18 protein-coding genes, 1 tRNA gene and 1 pseudogene are annotated in these 18388 nt (G+C 64.7%); 10 read left to right on the forward strand and 10 right to left on the reverse strand.

Going from position 1 to position 18388, the window contains the following annotated elements; genetic code table 11:
- The 3 genes and pseudogenes from FOY53_RS07170 to FOY53_RS24130 all read left to right on the forward strand — a co-directional run.
- Nucleotides 1-365 (forward strand): annotated as a pseudogene (locus FOY53_RS07170) (transposase); the annotation flags it as partial.
- 113 nt (nt 366-478) lie between these two features.
- On the forward strand, nt 479-1195 hold the full coding sequence (locus FOY53_RS07175) for an RNA-binding protein (protein ID WP_246107320.1): 717 nt from the start codon (nt 479-481) through the stop codon (nt 1193-1195).
- Between the two features lie 401 nt (nt 1196-1596).
- Nucleotides 1597-1800 (forward strand): HGGxSTG domain-containing protein, encoded by a 204-nt coding sequence (locus FOY53_RS24130; protein WP_369333833.1) that lies wholly within the window; start codon nt 1597-1599, stop codon nt 1798-1800.
- 347 nt (nt 1801-2147) lie between these two features.
- On the opposite strand, the gene FOY53_RS07180 is transcribed toward FOY53_RS24130, so the two are convergent.
- Together FOY53_RS07180 and FOY53_RS07185 are read right to left on the reverse strand one after the other, a co-directional pair.
- Nucleotides 2148-2223: transfer RNA gene (locus FOY53_RS07180), tRNA-Thr, on the reverse strand.
- A gap of 49 nt (nt 2224-2272) precedes the next feature.
- Nucleotides 2273-3943, reverse strand: coding sequence for an ABC transporter permease (locus FOY53_RS07185; RefSeq protein WP_146587220.1), 1671 nt, complete (start codon nt 3941-3943; stop codon nt 2273-2275).
- An 84-nt stretch (nt 3944-4027) separates the two neighbouring features.
- Here FOY53_RS07185 and FOY53_RS07190 point away from each other — a divergent pair, with 84 nt between their 5' ends.
- Both FOY53_RS07190 and FOY53_RS07195 read left to right on the forward strand, forming a co-directional pair.
- Nucleotides 4028-4909 carry a hypothetical protein gene (locus tag FOY53_RS07190; RefSeq protein WP_146587222.1) on the forward strand — a complete coding sequence of 294 codons (882 nt, stop codon included), beginning with the start codon at nt 4028-4030 and terminating at the stop codon, nt 4907-4909.
- A gap of 159 nt (nt 4910-5068) precedes the next feature.
- Nucleotides 5069-5809 (forward strand): YkgJ family cysteine cluster protein, encoded by a 741-nt coding sequence (locus FOY53_RS07195; RefSeq protein ID WP_146587224.1) that lies wholly within the window; start codon nt 5069-5071, stop codon nt 5807-5809.
- 67 nt (nt 5810-5876) lie between these two features.
- Here the strand turns inward: FOY53_RS07195 and FOY53_RS07200 are convergent, their stop codons facing one another.
- Nucleotides 5877-6137 carry a DUF2312 domain-containing protein gene (locus tag FOY53_RS07200; protein WP_146587226.1) on the reverse strand — a complete coding sequence of 87 codons (261 nt, stop codon included), beginning with the start codon at nt 6135-6137 and terminating at the stop codon, nt 5877-5879.
- Nucleotides 6138-6256: 119 nt separating this feature from the next.
- Here FOY53_RS07200 and FOY53_RS07205 point away from each other — a divergent pair, with 119 nt between their 5' ends.
- Complete coding sequence (locus FOY53_RS07205) at nt 6257-6472, forward strand: hypothetical protein (protein WP_186766540.1); 216 nt, start codon at nt 6257-6259, stop codon at nt 6470-6472.
- On the opposite strand, the gene FOY53_RS07210 is transcribed toward FOY53_RS07205, so the two are convergent.
- Together FOY53_RS07210 and FOY53_RS07215 are read right to left on the reverse strand one after the other, a co-directional pair.
- Complete coding sequence (locus FOY53_RS07210) at nt 6469-8463, reverse strand: enoyl-CoA hydratase-related protein (protein ID WP_146587230.1); 1995 nt, start codon at nt 8461-8463, stop codon at nt 6469-6471. The two genes, FOY53_RS07205 and FOY53_RS07210, sit on opposite strands and share 4 nt — an antisense overlap.
- Before the next feature lie 132 nt (nt 8464-8595).
- Entirely contained in the window at nt 8596-8811 is a 216-nt protein-coding gene (locus FOY53_RS07215; protein WP_146587232.1) for a hypothetical protein, read from the reverse strand.
- 591 nt (nt 8812-9402) lie between these two features.
- On the opposite strand from FOY53_RS07215, the gene FOY53_RS07220 reads away from it, so the two are divergent.
- The 3 genes from FOY53_RS07220 to FOY53_RS07230 are packed head-to-tail and all read left to right on the forward strand — an operon-like array spanning nt 9403 to nt 10699.
- A complete protein-coding gene (locus FOY53_RS07220) occupies nt 9403-9828 on the forward strand; it encodes a YeeE/YedE family protein (protein ID WP_146587234.1) in 426 nt (141 codons plus the stop codon).
- Between the two features lies 1 nt (nt 9829).
- The gene (locus FOY53_RS07225) at nt 9830-10264 is read left to right on the forward strand and encodes a YeeE/YedE family protein (protein WP_146587236.1); all 435 of its coding nucleotides are present in this window, start codon (nt 9830-9832) and stop codon (nt 10262-10264) included.
- A 9-nt stretch (nt 10265-10273) separates the two neighbouring features.
- Entirely contained in the window at nt 10274-10699 is a 426-nt protein-coding gene (locus FOY53_RS07230) for a protein tyrosine phosphatase family protein (RefSeq protein WP_146587238.1), read from the forward strand.
- Between the two features lie 147 nt (nt 10700-10846).
- Here the strand turns inward: FOY53_RS07230 and FOY53_RS07235 are convergent, their stop codons facing one another.
- The 5 genes from FOY53_RS07235 to FOY53_RS07255 form a co-directional block, all read right to left on the reverse strand.
- On the reverse strand, nt 10847-11881 hold the full coding sequence (locus tag FOY53_RS07235) for a FliM/FliN family flagellar motor C-terminal domain-containing protein (RefSeq protein WP_146587240.1): 1035 nt from the start codon (nt 11879-11881) through the stop codon (nt 10847-10849).
- A gap of 80 nt (nt 11882-11961) precedes the next feature.
- Nucleotides 11962-14643, reverse strand: coding sequence for an ATP-binding protein (locus tag FOY53_RS07240; RefSeq protein WP_146587242.1), 2682 nt, complete (start codon nt 14641-14643; stop codon nt 11962-11964).
- Entirely contained in the window at nt 14640-14945 is a 306-nt protein-coding gene (locus FOY53_RS07245; RefSeq protein WP_146587244.1) for a hypothetical protein, read from the reverse strand. The genes FOY53_RS07240 and FOY53_RS07245 overlap by 4 nt, the downstream gene beginning before the upstream one ends.
- Nucleotides 14942-15325 (reverse strand): response regulator transcription factor, encoded by a 384-nt coding sequence (locus FOY53_RS07250; protein WP_146587246.1) that lies wholly within the window; start codon nt 15323-15325, stop codon nt 14942-14944. The genes FOY53_RS07245 and FOY53_RS07250 overlap by 4 nt, the downstream gene beginning before the upstream one ends.
- Nucleotides 15326-15415: 90 nt before the next feature.
- Nucleotides 15416-16729 (reverse strand): helix-turn-helix domain-containing protein, encoded by a 1314-nt coding sequence (locus tag FOY53_RS07255; protein ID WP_146587248.1) that lies wholly within the window; start codon nt 16727-16729, stop codon nt 15416-15418.
- A gap of 221 nt (nt 16730-16950) precedes the next feature.
- On the opposite strand from FOY53_RS07255, the gene FOY53_RS07260 reads away from it, so the two are divergent.
- Entirely contained in the window at nt 16951-18315 is a 1365-nt protein-coding gene (locus FOY53_RS07260; RefSeq protein ID WP_146587250.1) for a substrate-binding protein, read from the forward strand.
- Nucleotides 18316-18388 lie beyond the last annotated feature (73 nt).

Consider the following 18388-nt stretch of genomic DNA (forward strand, 5'->3'; position numbering starts at 1 on the left):
CCCGGCCACATCCGGCATCCGTGCCGTGGAGTTCACCCCCAGCCGCGACGGCGACAGTCCCGTGCTGCCCGATCTGCTCGGCCAGATCCCAGAGGCAGAGCAGATCGCCAGCGTCACCGCCGACGGCGCCTGTGACACGCGCCGCTGCCGCAAGGCCATCATCGAACGGCAGGGCCTTCTGGAAACGCTGGACGGGATACCACGCCCGCAGCCGCATCGAGGCGAGGATGCGCTGCCTGAAAGCCTTCGGCGAGCGCATCATGGCAAGAGACCCCGACCGCCAGACCGCCGAAATCCACATCCGCATCGCCCTTATGAACCGCTTCAACGCCCTCGGCACCGCCGAGATCGTCCGTGTGGCATGACGTCAGTGGGGCAAGGGGCTGTCACCCCTCAAGCGCGAGTTGCGCAACAACGCCGATTGGATGACAGTTCTATTTTAACCGTACTATCGTCTAAATCTCACCTGTTATGGGCTTTGAAGTCAGGCGGCACGCTGGAGGATCGACCAAGGTACAACAAGTCCGTTACCTTCGGCTCCTTCCCCTTCCCTACCCTCACCGAGCAACAGAAAATCCATCTCCGCGCCCTTTGCGAAGAGCTTGACGCTTTTCGCAAAGCGCAGCAGGCCGCGCACCCCAAGCTGACCCTGACCCAGATGTACAACGTGCTCGAAAAGTTGCGTGCCAATGACAGGACCGGCGAACGGGTCGAAGGCAGGGATCGCGAGATTTATGATCAGGGCCTGATCGGCTTTTTGCGCGACATTCACGACCGCATCGACGCCGCGGTGGCCGAAGCCTATGGCTGGCCCGCCGACCTGTCCGACGACGACATCCTGCACCGCCTGGTGAACCTAAACCGCGCCCGCGCGGCGGAAGAGGCCCAGGGCATCGTCCGCTGGCTACGCCCCGAGTATCAGAACCCGGCAGGCCACGCCGCCGAAGCCCGCGACACCCAGGGCGCGATGGACCTTGACCCCCGCGACACTGCCGCCAAACCCGCCTTTCCCCAATCCCTGCCAGACCAGATCGCCGCCGTCCGCGAAGCCCTGTCCGACCTAGGCGAGGCAACCCCCGAACAGGTGGCCCGCCAATTCAAACGGGGCCGCGCCACAACCGTGCAGCCTTTGCTGCAAAGCCTTACCGCGCTGGGGCAGGCCCGCATCGTTGAGGGCGGGCGGTTCGCCAAGTGATAGCCGCATTGGCCAAGGCGTGATATGTTTGTTATCGCCGGGCTGCCCATAGTTGGGCGTCCAGACACAAGGCACATCATACGCTGGAACCGATGTGGCCAAAGACCTGACCAAGCCGACAAACGCGAGGGCAAAAACGTGACCGGGGCCGAACTCAAGGAACACCGCGAACGGCTCGGACTGTCGCGGCGGGCACTGGCGCTCAAAGCTGGCACAGGCGAAACGGCGGTGCGATATTGGGAAGCGACACCACAGCTCGACCTTTGCGGATGGTCACCGCGCTGCCTGTTGGCTGCGCTCGGGCTTGGGTATCAGGGGGCGGTGGGTGGGTTGCGGCCTGCGCGTTTTTTTTGTTGCACCCTATGCGCGAGCGGGGTGGGGATTTACTAAAATCGGGGCCCATGCCCAAAGCATCGCGCCGCGTGCGGTGCAGAGCAAAAACCCTGAAGGGCACGCCTTGCCGTGCATTGTCCGAACCTGGGCGGCGGCGCTGTCGCTTTCACGGCGGACGAAGCACAGGCCCCCTGACGCCCGAGGGTAAGGCACGGGTGGCTGAAGCCCAGCAAAAACGGTGGGCGCGATGGCGGGCCGAACGCGGCGGATAAATTTCCCTCATTAGGCAATTCAAGGGGGGCCGACGCTTCATTCGTGAGCTGCGAATTTCCCGACTATAAAAGAGAACGCATTTTGGATTTTTTTGGTCCGAGTTGCGCTAAGAGACGCGGCGCACCGATTTATTTCCGGTCACTACGCGAGGAAAACCGATGACTTGCCGAGAACCATGACGCGCAAGTGTTGTCTGCGGCTGGGCCGACAATCGCACAGCCTGGGGGATTCGATACAGTCGTTCAATCCGGCAGGCATCAACGCTCATAGGGTGGATAATTGGGGGGATCAACCAAATGTGGCCTCAGCAATTCTCTAGCAAAATCAATCGCTTGCGAGAATTAAATGGTGCCCCCACACGGACTCGAACCGCGGACCTACTGATTACAAATCAGTTGCTCTACCAGCTGAGCTATAGGGGCACTTTGGCGGCAGCAATACTCAGACAGCAAACCCTGTGCAAGAGAATTTTTACCGGTTTGCGCGCGCCAGAAGTCCGACCGCGCAGAGGCCGACGAGAATGACCAGGATTGCCGGAGGGGCAGCGCCTCCGATGTTTTCCAGACTGGCCTGCTCGTGTACCCGGGTCGCAAGGGTCTCGAAGTTGAACGGCCGCAGCAGCAGTGTCGCCGGCAGCTCCTTGACGCAATCCACAAAGACCAGCAGCAACGCCGAGGCGACCGAGGCCCGGATCAGCGGGTAGTACACCGCCCCCAGCGTCTGCCCCTGGGAGCGGCCCAGCGACCGCGCGGCCAGCGCCAGGTTGGGCGAAACCCGGCCCATCGCCGCATCCGCCGCACCCTGAGCGATGGCGAAGAAGCGCACGCAATAAGCCAGCACCAGCGCAAAGGCTGACCCGGTGAGCACCAGGCCGATATCCCAGCCTGTCAGACGTTCCACCAGATCCGCCATCGCGTGATCAACTCCGGCCAGCGGGATGAGGATGCCGATCCCCAGCACCGCTCCCGGCGCCGCATAGCCGATGGTCGTGATCGGCAGCAGCAACCGCGGTATCTGACGGCCTGACAAACGCACGCCATAGACCAGGAAAATCCCCCCCGCCACGGTGATCAGCGCCGCGATGCCGCCGACGGTCAGGGTGTTGCGCATCGCGGCGATCAGCGCCGGATCGCTCCAGAGGGCGGCATTGTCCAGCGCGTGCCCGAGGATCACCCCGGCCGGCAGCAGGAATCCGGCCAGGAACGGCACGGCGCAAAGGCCCATGGCCAACCATCCCGCACCGCCGGTCAGGCGCCGGCGCAGCACCGGACGGTGGCGCGACGAGAGGTTGAAGAACCGCATCCGTCGGCGACTGGATTTTTCCAGCGTGACCAGCAAGATAACCAGCACCAGAACCACGCAGGCGATCTGCGCAGCCCCGCCGGCATTGCCGCTTTGCAGCCAGACGCTGAAAATGCCGGTGGTCAGGGTCTGGACCGCGAAATAATCGACCGTGCCGAAATCGTTGACGCTTTCCATCATCACGATGGCCACCCCGGCGGCGATGGCCGGTCGCGCCAGCGGCAGCCCGACGCGAAAGAACCGCCCCCAGGCCCCTGCCCCCAGCGACTGGGCAACCTCTTCGGCGCTGCCCGACTGCTCGCGGAAGGCCGCGCGTGCCAGCAGGTAGACATAGGGATAGAGCGCCGCCCCCAGCACCAGAACCGCGGCCCCCATCGAGCGCACTTCGGGGAACCAGTAGTCGCGCGCCGACGTCCAGCCGAAGGTGGCGCGCAACAGCGTCTGCACCGGGCCGGCGTATTCCAGGAAATCCACCAGCGCATAGGCCCCCAGATAGGCCGGAATCGCCAGCGGCAGCAGCAGCAGCCATTCCAGCCAGCGACGCCCCGGAAAGTCGTAGCGACAGACCATCCAGGCGGCGCCGGTGCCCACCACCGCCGCCAGTGCCCCCACCGACGCCATCAGGATGGCCGTGCTTTGCAGGTAGCGTGGCAGCGTGGTCGAAATCAGGTGCGGCCAGATGTTGTCCGAGGGAAAGAACGCGATCCAGACAACGGCAAGGATCGGCGCCACGACGGTGGCCGCGATCAGCACGGCCCCCAGCGACCACGGACTCGGCAAGAGCCGGGAAAAGCGCCGCGCGTCCAGCGGCGGGCGCGCGGGTGTATCGGTCGCGGACATGGGCAGACGGCTCCGGTGCAAAAGCGGTTTCACATGGCGTGAAACGGCTTATAGTGCAGGGCTCAGGCAACAAAAAGACCCCCGATGCAGGTGATCCTACACACTGGCGTTCACGCCACGGACGACGACAGGCTGCTCAAGGGTCTGCTGCGCAACGCCGACGATTTCCGCGCGGACGGTGTGGCGGTTCCCGGACCCGGCCGTTACCGGCGGCTGCTGTCCGAAGCGATCAACTCGCTGGGCCCTCAGGGTCCGACCGAGCAGGCGCGCGACGTGCTTCTTGATGCCATCCTCAGCACCGATCCCGATGCCGTGGACAGGCTGGTTCTTAGCCACGAGAACCTGTTTTCGGTGCCGAAACTGGTGTTCGGCGGAGGCCGCTTCTATCGCCATGCCGAGGCACGGATCGCAGCGATGCAGCAACTCTTTCGCGGCGATCGGATCGTGCTGTTTCTCGGGCTGCGCAATCCGGCGACCTTCATTCCGGCGGTGTTTCACCAGACCCCGGATGACCGTCTTGCCGACTTTCTCAACGGGGTCGACCCGTTGCACCTTCGCTGGTCACATCTGATCCGGCGTCTGCGTGCGGCCCATCCGACCCTGCCGATCACATTGTGGAGCAACGAAGACACGCCGTTGATCTGGGGCCAGCTGCTGCGGGACATGGCCGGAGTCGCGCCTGACCGCAAGATCAGCGGCGCGTTCGATCTGCTTCAGGACATCATGTCTCCGGAAGGCATGCACCGGTTCCGCGCCTATCTCAAGGACCATCCCGACATCTCGGAAAGGCAAAAGCGCCGGGTCATGGTGGCCTTCCTCGACAAGTTCGCCATTCAGGATGCCATCGAAGAAGAGCTCGATCTGCCCGGATGGGACGCGGCCTACGTGGACAGGCTCACCGAAATTTACGAGGAAGACATGCAGGACATCGGCGACATTCCCGACGTCACCCTGATCACCCCGTGACATAAGTGGTCCGGGGGCGCTGCCCCCCGGGATATTTGCCCCCGGTGAAGGCAGGACGCAGTGCCCGATTGCTTGATGGCGGGATGTTTCCGCGGGCTGCGGGCCAGGCACCGATGACCGGACCTTGCCATTCACGACGCCGCGGCCATAGTCAGAAACATGAAACGCACCGCTGCCAGACCAAACGATCATTCTTCGCTGCGCGCGCGCATCTCGTCGGTGCGGCTCAGGGGCGGCGAGACCGCGCTGACGGAACGGGCGCGCAAACTGCTTCTGGTCTATCTCGACACCGCCGCCGCCCACGCCGTGCCGTTTGACGAATTGGTCCGGACCCTGCGCAGCGGTGTGCCGGCGTTGCGCATCGCAGGCTCCGATCTGCAGCAGCTGGCCACCCGGCCCGGAGGGCCATTGGAGTCGGCGGCCTGTGCGGCAGGCTGCGCCTTTTGCTGCATCCTGTCGGGACGTGACGGCGGAGTCATCGCCGAGGCCGAGGCCCGGCAGTTGCACGCGGCGCTGGCGCCCGTGGTCGGCGCGCCGGACGGTCGGGACTGGCATCCTCGGGCCTGCGCCGCGCTGGATCCGCTGACCCGCACCTGCCGCGCCTATGACGCCCGACCGCTGATCTGCCGGACATACATTTCGCAAAGCCGCGAAGCCTGCGCCCAGATTGCCAGCGGGACGCCGGCCGCCGGGACAGGGGTTCTGGCCGCACAGGGGCTGATGCTGGCGGTGCAATCGCTTGCACGCGCCGCGCTTGAGGGTGTCAGCCAGGTGCCGACCTACAGCATGGCGCGGATCACATCAGGTGCAACGGCGGGCGAGGACATCGCCACCAGCCTGCGGGCGGCACGCCAGCCGCCGCGCACGCTGGACGATGAAAGGCGCCGGTTCGGAAGCTGACGCCAAGCGGCCCGATGCGACCGAACACCCGGGCCATAGTTGGAACAACGGGCCTGAACAGGCCGTTTCAAGCCATGCCAAGCGCCTGCTTGTACATTTCCATGACGGCCTCTTCCTCGGCAATGTCATCGGGTTCGCGCTTGCGCAGGGCAATCACCTTGCGGATGACCTTGGTGTCGTAGCCACGGCCCTTTGCCTCGGCCATCACCTCTTTCTGCTGCTCGGCGATGTCCTTCTTTTCCTGATCAAGCCGTTCGATACGCTCAATAAACTGGCGCAGTTCATCGGCTGTCACACGGTATGTTGCATCTGCCTGTTCGTCACTCATCTGCTCTCTCCTGGCGGGTTGGCCCTTCGATAGCGCGCAGTGCCGGGCCCATCAAGGGGTTGCGGCAGACGTGGCAATGAATTACCGCGACTGGTGTTCCGCAGGCGAAAGGCAGCATTATGGATAGTCTCATCTGGTCGGGGGCCGCGCTGTCGATGCTGGGTCTTGCCGGTCTTGTCTGGTGCATCGTCAAGGTGGCCCGTGCCCGCCGTGCGGGCCTGTCCGACGAGGCTCTGCGCGGCGCCGTGCAGAAGGTTCTGCCCTGGAATTTTGGCGCACTTGGCCTGTCAGTGATCGGGTTGATGATGGTGATCCTCGGGATCTTCCTCGGTTAGGCACGGTCCAGCGCGTCAAAGTCCTGACCGTTCTTGATGAGCTGGTCAAATACCGGCTGTGGCGTCCAGAAGTCCGTGTCCGGATGCTCCACATCCCGCAGCATGCGTCGCAGCCGTGCCAGACCGAACAGCCCCGCAGCTTTCATCGGCCCGCCGCGCCAGCGTGGGAACCCCTGCCCCAGCATCGCCACGACATCAACGTCGCCGGGGCGCGAAACCATGCCTTCGGCCATCATCCGCGCGCCTTCGTTTGCCAGGGCCGCGACCATCAGATCGGCAATGCCGTCAGGGTCCGGAACCGCTGTTGCCCCCCTCTTTTCGTTGATCAGATCAATCACCTGTCGATCATGCACCGGTGTCGTCGCCATGTCGGGATAGGCGTAAAACCCGGCAAGCACTTCCCGCCCCCCGCGTCCCATGTCCATCATTACGGCGGACCAGTTCACGCCCCCGCCTGCACGGGGCTGCGCCGCCAGCGCCCCGAGACCGACGGCATCGCGCATTTCGAACGGCACCTGCGCCCACCCCCAGGATCGCAACGCCGCGTCCACTGCATAAGGGCTGTGGCCGATGTCGACCAGCGCATCCGCTGCCCGGTGGTAGGTCGCCCAAAGCCGGTCAAGAACGCTGGCGCCGGATGACCGGACCTGAACCGGCACCTTGCCCAGACGCCGCGCGAGGCCAAGACCGGCGGCGACCTGCTGTGGCGTGGCCTCCGGGCCCTGCACCACTTCGACCAGACGGGTGCCGCCCAGCGGACGCGCAAAGCGCAAGCCCAACTGGTCGACGCGTCCGGGCATGACCACCGCGCGCACCGTTTCCGGCGGCGCGGGGACATCGCCCTGCCCCCGGGCCGCGTGCAGGATCATGTCCGCTTCTGCGGCCATCTCGGCGCTGCCCCCCTGGCGCAGTCGGGCCAGACAGTCATCGGCCCGGACCTGGGACAGCGCACCGCGGGACACAGACTGGCGCAATGCCTTGTGCACCTGTGCAACTCCATCGCGCAATGGCGCAGGATCACGGGTGCCCCAGCAGACGGTCAGACCCGCCTGCAAACCGGACACCACCAGCTGAACCGCAAGCGGGCCGCCCCCGAGCACCGCGATGCTGCCAATCTCGGGCGGCTTTGCGTCCTGAAGATACCGGAATTTACCGGCCCGGCGCTCGGCAAAGAACCTGTGCCGCAGCGCCTTGGACTGGTCCGATGCGACGAGGCGTTCGAAACAGTCCTGTTCAAAGGCCAACCCGGCGTCGAACGGCAGCAGCAGAGCCGCTTCGACCGCATCGACAATTTCGCGGCGCGCCTGCTCGGGCTGAGCGTCCGCCTGGCTGCGTCGGAGCGTCACCTCGGCCTGATACGCCAGCGGGTCGGCCAACCCCTTGCGGATGTCCCGGCTGCGTCTTGGCCCGATGCCCTCGCGGCGCAAACGGTGGCAAACATCATACGCCGCCTGCGTCAGATCCCCTTCGGTCTGCACGTCGACGAACAATTGCCCCGGCGCGGCGCTGACCGGGTAGGCCTGGCCGCTCAGCAACATGTCCAGGGCGAGCTTTGCGCCGAGGATCCGCGGCACCCGTTGCGTGCCTCCGGCACCGGGCAAAAGGCCCAGCCGCACTTCGGGCAGACCGACCCGGGCAGCGGCATGGGCAACCCGGTAGTGGGCCGCAAGCGCAAGTTCGAATCCGCCGCCCAATGCGGTGCCGTGAATCGCCGCGACAACCGGCTTTTCACTGGCTTCGACACAAGCACAAAGCTCGGCGATGCTGGGATCCCCGGGCTTGGTGTCGAATTCATTGATATCCGCGCCGGCCGGAAAGCTGCGGCCTTGCCCGATCAGGACAATTTCCTGAACCCCGGTCTCGGCCGCCGCCCGGTCCAGCGCCGCGCGCAAGGCTTTGCGCACGGCATGGGACAGGGCGTTGACCGGCGGATTGGATACGGCCAGAAACGCCACGCCATCACGAACGGTGTAGATCACTGACTCGCTCATGCACCTGCCTCCTCTGATCCCGGGCGGTCAGGCCCAGGCTTCGGATCCCGCGATTAAATCACGCGTTTGCAGAACATTAGATGTCAAAGGGCGGCGTTAGGCAAGCATTCTGACGCCGGGCACGCCCGTCGGTCAGATCGGCATGTTGTCAAAGATGTCCTCTGCCAACTCATCCCGGCTGATCTGGTTGCTGCGTCCGGCCCTGCGCTGCGCCGCCGGGCGTCCGATGTCCAACGTCAGCACCACACGTTTCAAACGCGCAATCATCTCATGCCGCGTTTGAGCATCAGCCCCGGAAATATCGGATTCCAGCGCCTCGATGCGGCGCTCCAAAGTTTGTCTGCTCATGTATACCCTCCCCAGGACGTGGCAGTCGTTCGAACAAGAGCCGGTCGAACTGGCGCGCCATTGCCGATTGTCCAGCTGCCGCGATGCAGCCGGGACGTGGCAAAAGGCTGGCGGCCCGGCCCCCTGTCCATCGGTTCAGAAGTCCGGCCGCCTCCTCCGGCCGCACTCCTTTTACGTGTGTAGCAGTTTGCGCTGTGACGGCGAGTCGATCAAGACTTTAGTCGCAGATTTATTGTCGCACTGCCTCAGCAGCGGCAGTGTTTTGCCTATAATTTTACTTACGTGCTGAAAACATGTGCAGCGGGGTTGAAACACATTCATGCAACTGTATATGTTTCTCGAAATCTCGCGCATCGCCATATAATCAGCGGTTGCAAGCAGATGCCGCAGAGCAACCAGAACCGGATCCGTAACGGCAGGAGCCATAGGAAACCTTCAGATTCGGCCAGGCTGGCTGGTCTTCTGGTTCGCCGGGGGATCGCCATCCGGCACCTGACACTCCGCAACTTATACGCGTAAATTTCTTCACGACGCTCTTGCCAATGCTGGTCACCTGCCCGCCTACCGGGATCAACGATCGAAGGACACGACATGGAAATTGACTGGATCTGGGGTCTGCTGGGCGGACTGCTCATCGGCTCTGGCGGGGCGGTGTATCTGCTGGCCAACGGAAGGATCATGGGGGCAAGCGGCATCATCGGCGGCCTTGTCGACGGATCGGGCCACGCCACCGGTGGAGAGCGGCTGAGCTTTCTTGCCGGCGTCGTCACTCTCCCATTTCTGCTGACGCTGATGTTTGGCGCGGTTGCGACCCATATCACCGGCAATCTTGCGGTTCTGGTCATCGCCGGACTGCTGGTCGGTATCGGTACACGCCTCGCCAACGGCTGCACCTCGGGGCACGGCGTCTGCGGTATTTCACGGCTGAGCCTGCGCGGTCTCGTCGCCACCTGTATCTACATCGCCGCCGGGGTCTTCACCGTGGTGCTGTTCCGCCATCTGCTGGGGATCGTCTGACATGCGTATGCTTTTTGCCTTCATCGCAGGCAGCCTTTTCGGCATCGGCCTGCATCTGTCCGGCATGACGGACACGGCCAAGGTTCAGGGGTTTCTCGACATCTTCGGAAACTGGGATCCGACGCTGGCCTTTGTGATGGGCGGTGCCATCGTGCCGATGTCCCTCGCCTGGCGACTGGCGCAGCGCCGCGCCGAACCGCTGGCAGGCGGCCGCTTTCCCGCGCCGCCCACGCCCCGGCTCGACCGCAGGCTTGTCACCGGGTCGGTGATGTTCGGAATGGGCTGGGGTCTTGCCGGATTGTGTCCTGGTCCCGCCATCGCGGCGCTCAGCTATGGCGGCGCGCCGCTCGTGGTTTTCGTGCTGGCGATGCTGGCCGGAATGTGGCTGGCCCCCAGGGCCCGCTCCTATCTGGACAGCACCGTTCCGGCAGAGTAATTGAAGCGTATGGACATCCGTCAGATCACCCCGAAATACCACGTCTCGCCGCAGATCAGCGTCGAGGATGTCGCGACCCTCAAAGAGGCGGGGATCACAACCGTGATCTGCAACCGCCCCGACGGCGAGGTGCCGCGGAGCTTTCAGGCCGACGTGATCGAGGCTGCCGTCACTGAGGCGGGGCTCACCTTTCGGGTGTTGCCCCTGACGCATCAGACGATGACTCCCGAAAACATTGCGCAGCAGATGGCCTATGTGCAGGCCGCCGATGGCCCGGTTCTGGCCTACTGCGCCTCGGGGACACGCTGTTCGGTTGTCTGGGCGCTTGGACAGGCGGGCAAGCAGGACACCGACACCATCCTGCGGAGCGTGTCAGCGGCGGGTTATGACCTTGAAGGCCTGCGCCCGACACTGGACAGTCTGAGCCGGGGCTGACTGCGGTCACGATCTCCCGGGCGGGCTCCGGCCCCTGGGGGTGTGGTCGGGTTACGGGTCACTCCACCCGGCGCCCGGTGAATAGTCGCCACCATCGTCACCCGCCCCGCCGGGATCAGCGGAAAACTCGTCGCCGCTGCTGAATTCTTAGTCAAAATCCAGCGGTGGCAGGTCCGGCAAGTCCCCGATGTCGTCCGGTGGGGTGGACTGTGCCATCGGTCCCGCCACCACGTTCCGGGCCAAAGCGGCCTGCTGTGGTGCTGGCGGCGTCGGCGTTTCTGCCGCAGCGGTCACGGTCGTTCCCGGATCCTGGCTCAGGGTCTTTGGCGGCTGAAGCCGGATTGCGCGGAACCCGTTCATCTGCCCCAGCCGACCAAAAGCCAGCCCATGGCCCCGCCCCACGATCAGCTCGGCGCTGTTCAACGCCGAAACGGGCAGTTCCAGCAGATCGCCGGGGCGCAGCGCGCTCGCGCGGCTGAGCGGCATTCTGATGCGGGCCAGCACCGCTTCGATCCTTGCCGGCACCAGCATCATGCGCTGTTCGTGACGGCCAGGTTGCGCAGAGTCGGGCGCGGCTTCGGCAACCTCCGCCGCGCGCACCGGCAGAATGAACAGTATCTCGCCCCGGCGCGTCCCGGTGGCCAGATCAACCGTGATGCGAAAGGTGCGGAACGATGCCGCCTCAAGCAGCAGGCCAGCGGTCCGGGCATCTTCGACCAGAGCGCCATAGCGATAGCCGCCGAGCTGTCCGAGATCCGGATGGCCCGCCAGATTGGCCTCGAACCGTTCGAATGTGCCGTCGATCAGCGGCGCCATCATCGCGGCATCGGTGGGCGTCAGGGCCCGGTCCTCGATCGGCATGCGCGTGACCCTGGAAATGGTCTGGACCTCGATCAGGGCGGTCATGACCTCGCGATCGACCGAGGCAAGCCCGCGCACACCGTCCGGCCCCTCGAGCAACAGCACCAGCGCCCCGGGGGCAAGCAGTTCAAGGCTGCCATCCTGATCCAGCACTTCCTGCTGGACGCCCTGCGTGACCAGCGGCAGATCCCAGAGCGTGTCCGACGTGCGCGACAACGCCCGGCGCAAGGCTTTGGCCGGCGACATGGCGCGCGATTCAAGCGCCCGGCGCGAGGCACTGGCCTTCTGGCCCAGAACATCCTGTCGTGCCGGTTCACCCATAGCGCATTCTGCCCGTTTCTCGGCTGTCTCTCTTAAAGTTTATGAACAGATTTGGTTACCAAGGGCTTTAACCAAATGTCTTATTGCGCGGCCATCGCAAGTTTCCGCGGCAGGGTCACCCGGAATGCTGCACCTGCATGGCCGGGCAGATAGGCTATTTCACCGCCGAGGCGGGTCATGATCTGGCGGCTGATGGCCAGCCCCAGACCCGCGCCGCCGGCCTGCCGGTCACTCACCCGGGCAAATTTCTCGAAGATCATGTCGCGCGCCTCGATGCCGACGCCGGTGCCGTTGTCAATGAAGTCGATCACCAAAAGCTCTGCGTCTTCGCGGACCTCGATGGTCAACTCGGGGCTTGTGGCGTCGCAATACTTGCGGGCATTGGCGATGAGGTTGATGAACACCTGGCTCAGCCGGTCGAGATCGGTGATCAACATGATCTCTTCGGCGCGCGGATCGCGTCGGATGCGCAGCGTCAGCCCACCATCGTTGGCGGCGGCGGCGGCCCGGTCAAGCACCTGCCCCAGCAACCCCTGGCGCAGGTTCAGGTTGACCTGGCCGTTCTCGAGCACGCTCAGGTCCAGCAGGTCGTCCAGCAGCCGTGTCAGCCGGATCGCCTCGTCATGGATGATCGAGGCGTATCTGCTCTGCTCTGCCGCCGTCAGACCCGGGCTGTCGCGCAGAATCTCGGAAAATGCCCGGATGGATGTCATCGGTGTCCGCAACTCGTGGCTGATCTGGGTCAGGAACGCATCTTTCTGCACCGAAAGGCGGGTCAGTTTCAGGTTGGCCTCGCGCACCTGACGCGCGGTCCGGCTCAGCTCGTCCGACTGTGCCTCCAACCGGGCGGAGTATTCCATCAGCTGGGCACTTTCATCGGCCACCGCCATCAGATCCTCGACCGAGACCGAGGTGCCGCCGACGATCTGCCCGACCATCGCATGGGCGGTGGCGGCCCCGACCGAGCCGGAAAGTTCCTTTTCCAGCGTCTCCAGAAACCCAGGATTCGGGTCGGGCAGCGTCCCGCGGGCGCCCTGACGGCGGGCTTCGCGCTCGAACAGCGCCTGCGCCTCGCGAGCGCCGAGGATGCGCTGCGCCATGATCATCAGGTCCTCGGTCTGCGCCACGCCCCCTGCCCAGCTGCGCGGGCCGCCGGAGTGGTCGAAGATGTTGACGAACTGCGCGCCCTGCAACCGCTCCAGCGGCGACGGGAAACTGGTCAGCGACAGGCCGACAAACACCGTCACATTCAGCGCCATGCTCCACAGCAGCGCATGCATCAGCGGATCCAGCCCGGTGATCCCGAACAACGCCTGTGGCTGCAACCACCCCAAGCCGAACGGCCCCTGCGACATGACCGCCTCGGGCAGCGCGCCGGTGCCGATGCTGGGCAGGAACAGGGTGTACAGCCAGATGGCAAATCCGGTGATCAGCCCGCCCATGGCGCCGGTGCGTGTCGCGCCCCGCCAGAAAATGCCTCCCAACATCGCAGGCAGCACCTGTGCCAGACCGACAAAGGACACCAGTCCGATGGTGGCGAGCGCCGTGCCCCCGCCCGAGAGCGAATAGTACACATAGCCCAGTGCCACGACCCCGGCGATCGACAGCCGCCGCGACAGCAGCACGACGTGGCGCACGTCACCCGACACGCTGGCCCCGCCGCCGGTGAACCGCAGCCAGATCGGCATGACGATGTGGTTCGACACCATGGTGGACAGGGCAATCGCCGCGACGATGACCATCGAGGTCGCAGAGCTGAACCCGCCGAGAAAGGACAGCACCGCCAGCCCCTCCTGCCCCATGGCCAGCGGCACGGTCAGCACGAACAGGTCGGGGTTGGAACCGCTGGGCATGAGGTCCAGGCCCACGACCGCGATCGGCACGACAAACAGGCTCATCAGCATGAGGTACAGCGGAAAGGCCCAGCTTGCGGTGCGCAGGTGGCCTTCGTCATCGCTTTCGACAATCAGCACCTGGAACATCCGGGGCAGGCAGAGGAACGCCGCCGCGGACAGCAGGGTGAGCCCCGCCCAGCGCCCGCCGTCCATCCGCCACTGGCCGAGTTCCGAGGCGTCGATGCGGGCCAGTGTCTGCGCGGCGCCCCCCGACAGCCCCCAGACCACAAAGATGCCCACCGCCATCAGGGCCGCCAGCTTGACCACCGCCTCGACGGCGATGGCCATGACCACGCCGTGATGACGTTCATTGGCATCCAGGTTGCGGGTGCCGAATATCACCGTGAACGTGGCAAGACCGAAGGCGACCCAGAGGGCGGTGTAGCTGCGCGCGCCTTCCTCGGGTGACAGCACCCCGGGTTGGGCGAAGACCTCGAAGCTGAGGGTGACCGACTGAAGTTGCAGCGCGATATAGGGGGTGGTGCCCACCACGGCGAGAACCGTGACGCAGATGGCCAGCAGGTTCGACTTGCCATAGCGCGACGAGATCAGATCCGCGACCGAGGTGATGCGCTGGCTGCGCCCGATCCGCACCAGTTTGCGCAGCACCCACCACCAGCCCACCATCACAAGGCTGGGACCAAGGTAGATCGTCAGGTACTCGAACCCCGAACGGGCCGCCGAGCCGACCGCGCCGTAAAACGTCCAGGCGGTGCAGTAGATCGACAGCGACAGGGTGTAGACCATCGGCGCCTTGAGCCAACGCACCCGCCCCCGCAGGGCCGAGCGTTCGGCAACAAAGGCGACGGCGAACAGGAACGCCACATAGGTCAGACAGACCGCGATCAGCACGTTGAGCGTGATCATCCCCCGCTCCCGGGTTCATCCTCTCCACGTCCCAGGTACAGCGACAGGACAAAGGCCGCCAGGGCAAGGATGGCCCAGACGCCAAAGATGTAGGTCAGCGCGGCGGAACTGGAAACTGCCCCCTCTGGCGCGGCGGACCACAACAGCGGCACCGACCAGAGCAGCAGCCCCAGCACCGGCAGGAACCGCGCGGCATCCATGATCCGGCGCCGCCGATAGGAATCCCGGTGCAGGAACAGCGGCGACTTGATCCGCTCGGGTGCCGCACCTGCGTCGCGCCCGCTCTCGCCCCGGTCGGTCATGTCGCGCCGCCCACCGGCGGGACCAGGGCGCGGACCGCGTCCAGAACCTCGGCATTGCTGAAGGGTTTGGTCATGAAGTGGCTGACGCCGGCCCGTTCGGCCAGCTCCCGGTCCTTGGCCTGTCCGCGCGCCGTCAGCATCAGGATCGGCAGGGCGGAGGTTTCGGGCATTTCGCGCAGTTCCCGCAGGATATCGTAGCCGCTCTTGCCGGGCAGCATCACATCAAGGATCACCACATCGGGCTTGCGCATAAGCACGGTGTCGACCGCAGTGACACCGTTGGAATGGGTGCGCACAGTCCAGCCGTCGCGCGACAGAATGAAACTGATCGCCTCGATGATGTTCGGCTCATCCTCGATCACCAGGACCTGCTTTGGCATGCCCGTATTCCCTCCCCTGACAGGCACTGCGCAACTTTCTGTCGCATCTTGGCGGCCTTTGGTTCTTTATCACCTCTGCGCCACCGCCTGTCAAAAGCCGATCTGCGCCCGAAGCCCCAAAATCGACGGCTCGCGACGGGCCTCGCAGTCGGTTTGCGGGCAGATCCGGCAGGTCGAGCCCACCGGCAGGACCTCGTCCGTGCCGACGCCCGGACGGGGCACGATCAGCATATGCGCCTGAAACAATGGGTCGCGGTTCAGCCCCGCCTGACCCGCGGGCTGCGCCATCGCGTAGGCGGCAAAGACCCGCTGTGCCGGGCCGGGCTGGGCCACATCGCGGGCCAGCGGCATCATCGGCCGGTTCAACGCCTGATACAGCGGCCACAGCGGACAGCCCGCCCCGAAGCGCGGCATCGCAAAATCCGCCAGAGGCTTGCGATAGGTCAGGGTGCCGGAGGCATCGCAGATCGCAAGCCCCACCGGATCGGGCAGAACCTCTGGCGGCAGACTGGCAAGCCGGCGCATCGCCAGCCCTGCATCGACGCCGCACCGGCGCGCCAGCATGATCGGATCGGGCCCGATTTGCGCCACCGCCCCGGTCAGCGTCGCCAGCGGCAGTTCTGCGGCGTCCGATTCGTATTGCCTCAGGCAGCGCAACAGCAGCTCGCGGGCCGGTTCCGAGGCTGCCGCCGCGATCTCGCCGACGACCTGCTCGGGCGTGGCCGAGCCCCGTTCGAGCGCCGGGATGTGGTGCCCCTGTGCGTCAAGCAGCGCATCCACTTCTTCCTGCGGCACACTGGACCCGGATGTGCTGTCGCCCGCCGCTTCCAGGTAGCTCACCAGTGATCGGCTGGTATCCGCAAGACGCGCGGAGTCCTCATAGATGTTGCGGTGAAACCGCTGCTGCCATTCGGGCTCGATCTCTCCTGGTTCCGCCAGGATCGACGCCGCAGAGCGGATCGCGGTCACGGTGGACAGCATCTCGTGCAATGAGGCCGCGAGGTGTGGATCGTGGGTCATGCGGTCTGTCAGGGTCTCGACCGTCCGTTCCAGCGTCGCGATGCGGCGGCGGCTGTCGGCAAGCAAACCCGCCCAGCCGGGAAACCGCCCGGCGAATTCATCGGCGCGGTCCAGTTCGGCCAAACCGCCGCGCGGATCCGACGCCGCCTCGCGCAGCGCCGCGATCAAGGTGGCCTCGGCTCCTTCGGTCAGCAGCGACGGCTCGACGTCCAGAATACCGGCCAGAACCAGCAGAAGCTTTCCACCGATTCTGCGCCGGTTGTGCTCGATCAGATTCAGATACGAGGCGGAAATATCCGCGGCCCGGGCTAGATCCGCCTGCTTGAGCCCGGCCATGATCCGCCGCTCGCGGATCCGGCTGCCGGTGAGAGTGTCACGCGCCACCGGGTTTTCCTTTCGCTTTCAACGTGTTTCTGCACCGCAACATAAAAAACTTTACAGGACGTAACGGAAACTTGTGGATTACTTTACAAGATTTTCGATGAATTCAAAGCAGTTGTTGCGAGGTTTTCGACTTTTCGCGCATATTGAATTTGCACGTAACAGTGCACGCGTCATCGGGAAGAGGAGCCCGGTTTCGCATTTCACCACATGGGAGGATGCTAATGTCCAAAATGAACCTGACACGCCGTGGCGTGATCAAGACCGGCGCTGTCGCCGGCGCAGGTCTTGCCCTGCCGACCTATCTGTCGGCTGCGGCACATTCCGGTTACACCAACGCGCCCACCGGCGACACCGTCACGCTGGGCTTCAACGTTCCGCAGTCTGGCCCCTATGCCGATGAAGGCGCGGACGAGCTGCGTGCCTTTGAACTCGCTGTCGAACACCTGAACGGTGAAGGCGACGGCGGCATGCTGTCGACCTTTTCCTCAAAGGTTCTCGACGGCACCGGCATCCTGGGCAAGAAAGTCCAGTTTGTCACCGGCGACACCCAGACCAAATCGGACGCGGCCCGCGCCAGCGCCAAGTCGATGATCGAAAAAGACGGCGCCATCATGATTTCGGGCGGTTCCAGCTCGGGTGTGGCGGTTGCTGTGCAGGGTCTCTGCCAGGAAGCCGGCGTCATCTTCATGGCCGGTCTGACCCACTCGAACGACACCACGGGCAAGGACAAGAAGGCCAACGGTTTCCGTCACTTCTTTAACGCCTACATGTCGGCGGCGGCACTCGCGCCCGTGCTCAAGAACCTTTATGGCGACGATCGTGCGGCCTACCACCTGACCGCAGACTACACCTGGGGCTGGACCCAGCAGGAATCGATCCAGGCCGCGACCGAAGCGCTTGGCTGGACCACTGTGAACAACGTCCTCACCCCGCTGGCCGCCACGGACTTCTCGTCCTACATCACGCCGGTTCTGAATTCCGGCGCAGATGTTCTGGTCCTGAACCACTACGGCGGGAACATGGTGAACTCGCTCACCAACGCGGTACAGTTCGGCCTGCGCGACAAGCAGGTGAACGGCAAAAACTTCGAAATCGTCGTGCCGCTCTACTCCGAGCTGATGGCCAAGGGTGCCGGTCAGAACATCAAGGGCATCGTCGGGTCTCAGAACTGGGACTGGAAGCTCGAAAACCAGATGGGCGCCAAGTACGCGGGCACAAACGCCTTTGTGCAGTCCTTCGGCAACAAGTACGGCTTCCCGCCGTCGCAGGCCGCGCAGACCTGTTATGCGCAGACCCTGCTTTATGCGGATGCCGCAGCCCGTGCCGGCACCTTCAACCCCTGCGCCCTCGGCGAAGCCCTTGCCGGTTTCGAATTCGACGGCCTGGGCAACGGTCCGACACTCTACCGCGCCGACGATCACCAGTGCTTCAAGGATGTTCTGGTCGTGAAGGGTGCCGAAAACCCCGAGGACGAATTCAACCTGGTTGAGATCGTCGAAGTCACGCCGACCGAGCAGGTCACCTATGCGCCCGACCACCCGATGTTTGCGGGCGGTGCGCTGGGATCCTGCAACCCGGGCGCATAACCCCCGGACAGTAACCGGCCACATGGCACCCCTGTGTGACCGGTTGACCCGCACCCTGCCCGCTTACGGGCGG

Origin of the sequence: Puniceibacterium confluentis (assembly GCF_007923445.1) — a bacterium.
In the GTDB taxonomy this organism is placed as follows: Bacteria; Pseudomonadota; Alphaproteobacteria; order Rhodobacterales; family Rhodobacteraceae; genus Puniceibacterium; species Puniceibacterium confluentis.

What these genes read in the sequence shown, in the direction of transcription:
- FOY53_RS07235 (WP_146587240.1), bottom strand. Translation starts at nt 11,881, where the DNA reads ATGGGTGAACCGGCACGACAGGATGTTCTGGGCCAGAAGGCCAGTGCC.
- FOY53_RS07205 (WP_186766540.1), top strand. Translation starts at nt 6,257, where the DNA reads ATGGATAGTCTCATCTGGTCGGGGGCCGCGCTGTCGATGCTGGGTCTT.
- FOY53_RS07200 (WP_146587226.1), bottom strand. Translation starts at nt 6,137, where the DNA reads ATGAGTGACGAACAGGCAGATGCAACATACCGTGTGACAGCCGATGAA.
- FOY53_RS07245 (WP_146587244.1), bottom strand. Translation starts at nt 14,945, where the DNA reads ATGACCGACCGGGGCGAGAGCGGGCGCGACGCAGGTGCGGCACCCGAG.
- FOY53_RS07230 (WP_146587238.1), top strand. Translation starts at nt 10,274, where the DNA reads ATGGACATCCGTCAGATCACCCCGAAATACCACGTCTCGCCGCAGATC.
- FOY53_RS07220 (WP_146587234.1), top strand. Translation starts at nt 9,403, where the DNA reads ATGGAAATTGACTGGATCTGGGGTCTGCTGGGCGGACTGCTCATCGGC.
- FOY53_RS07190 (WP_146587222.1), top strand. Translation starts at nt 4,028, where the DNA reads ATGCAGGTGATCCTACACACTGGCGTTCACGCCACGGACGACGACAGG.
- FOY53_RS07210 (WP_146587230.1), bottom strand. Translation starts at nt 8,463, where the DNA reads ATGAGCGAGTCAGTGATCTACACCGTTCGTGATGGCGTGGCGTTTCTG.
- FOY53_RS07185 (WP_146587220.1), bottom strand. Translation starts at nt 3,943, where the DNA reads ATGTCCGCGACCGATACACCCGCGCGCCCGCCGCTGGACGCGCGGCGC.
- FOY53_RS07215 (WP_146587232.1), bottom strand. Translation starts at nt 8,811, where the DNA reads ATGAGCAGACAAACTTTGGAGCGCCGCATCGAGGCGCTGGAATCCGAT.
- FOY53_RS07240 (WP_146587242.1), bottom strand. Translation starts at nt 14,643, where the DNA reads ATGATCACGCTCAACGTGCTGATCGCGGTCTGTCTGACCTATGTGGCG.
- FOY53_RS07195 (WP_146587224.1), top strand. Translation starts at nt 5,069, where the DNA reads ATGAAACGCACCGCTGCCAGACCAAACGATCATTCTTCGCTGCGCGCG.
- FOY53_RS07260 (WP_146587250.1), top strand. Translation starts at nt 16,951, where the DNA reads ATGTCCAAAATGAACCTGACACGCCGTGGCGTGATCAAGACCGGCGCT.
- FOY53_RS24130 (WP_369333833.1), top strand. Translation starts at nt 1,597, where the DNA reads ATGCCCAAAGCATCGCGCCGCGTGCGGTGCAGAGCAAAAACCCTGAAG.
- FOY53_RS07225 (WP_146587236.1), top strand. Translation starts at nt 9,830, where the DNA reads ATGCGTATGCTTTTTGCCTTCATCGCAGGCAGCCTTTTCGGCATCGGC.
- FOY53_RS07250 (WP_146587246.1), bottom strand. Translation starts at nt 15,325, where the DNA reads ATGCCAAAGCAGGTCCTGGTGATCGAGGATGAGCCGAACATCATCGAG.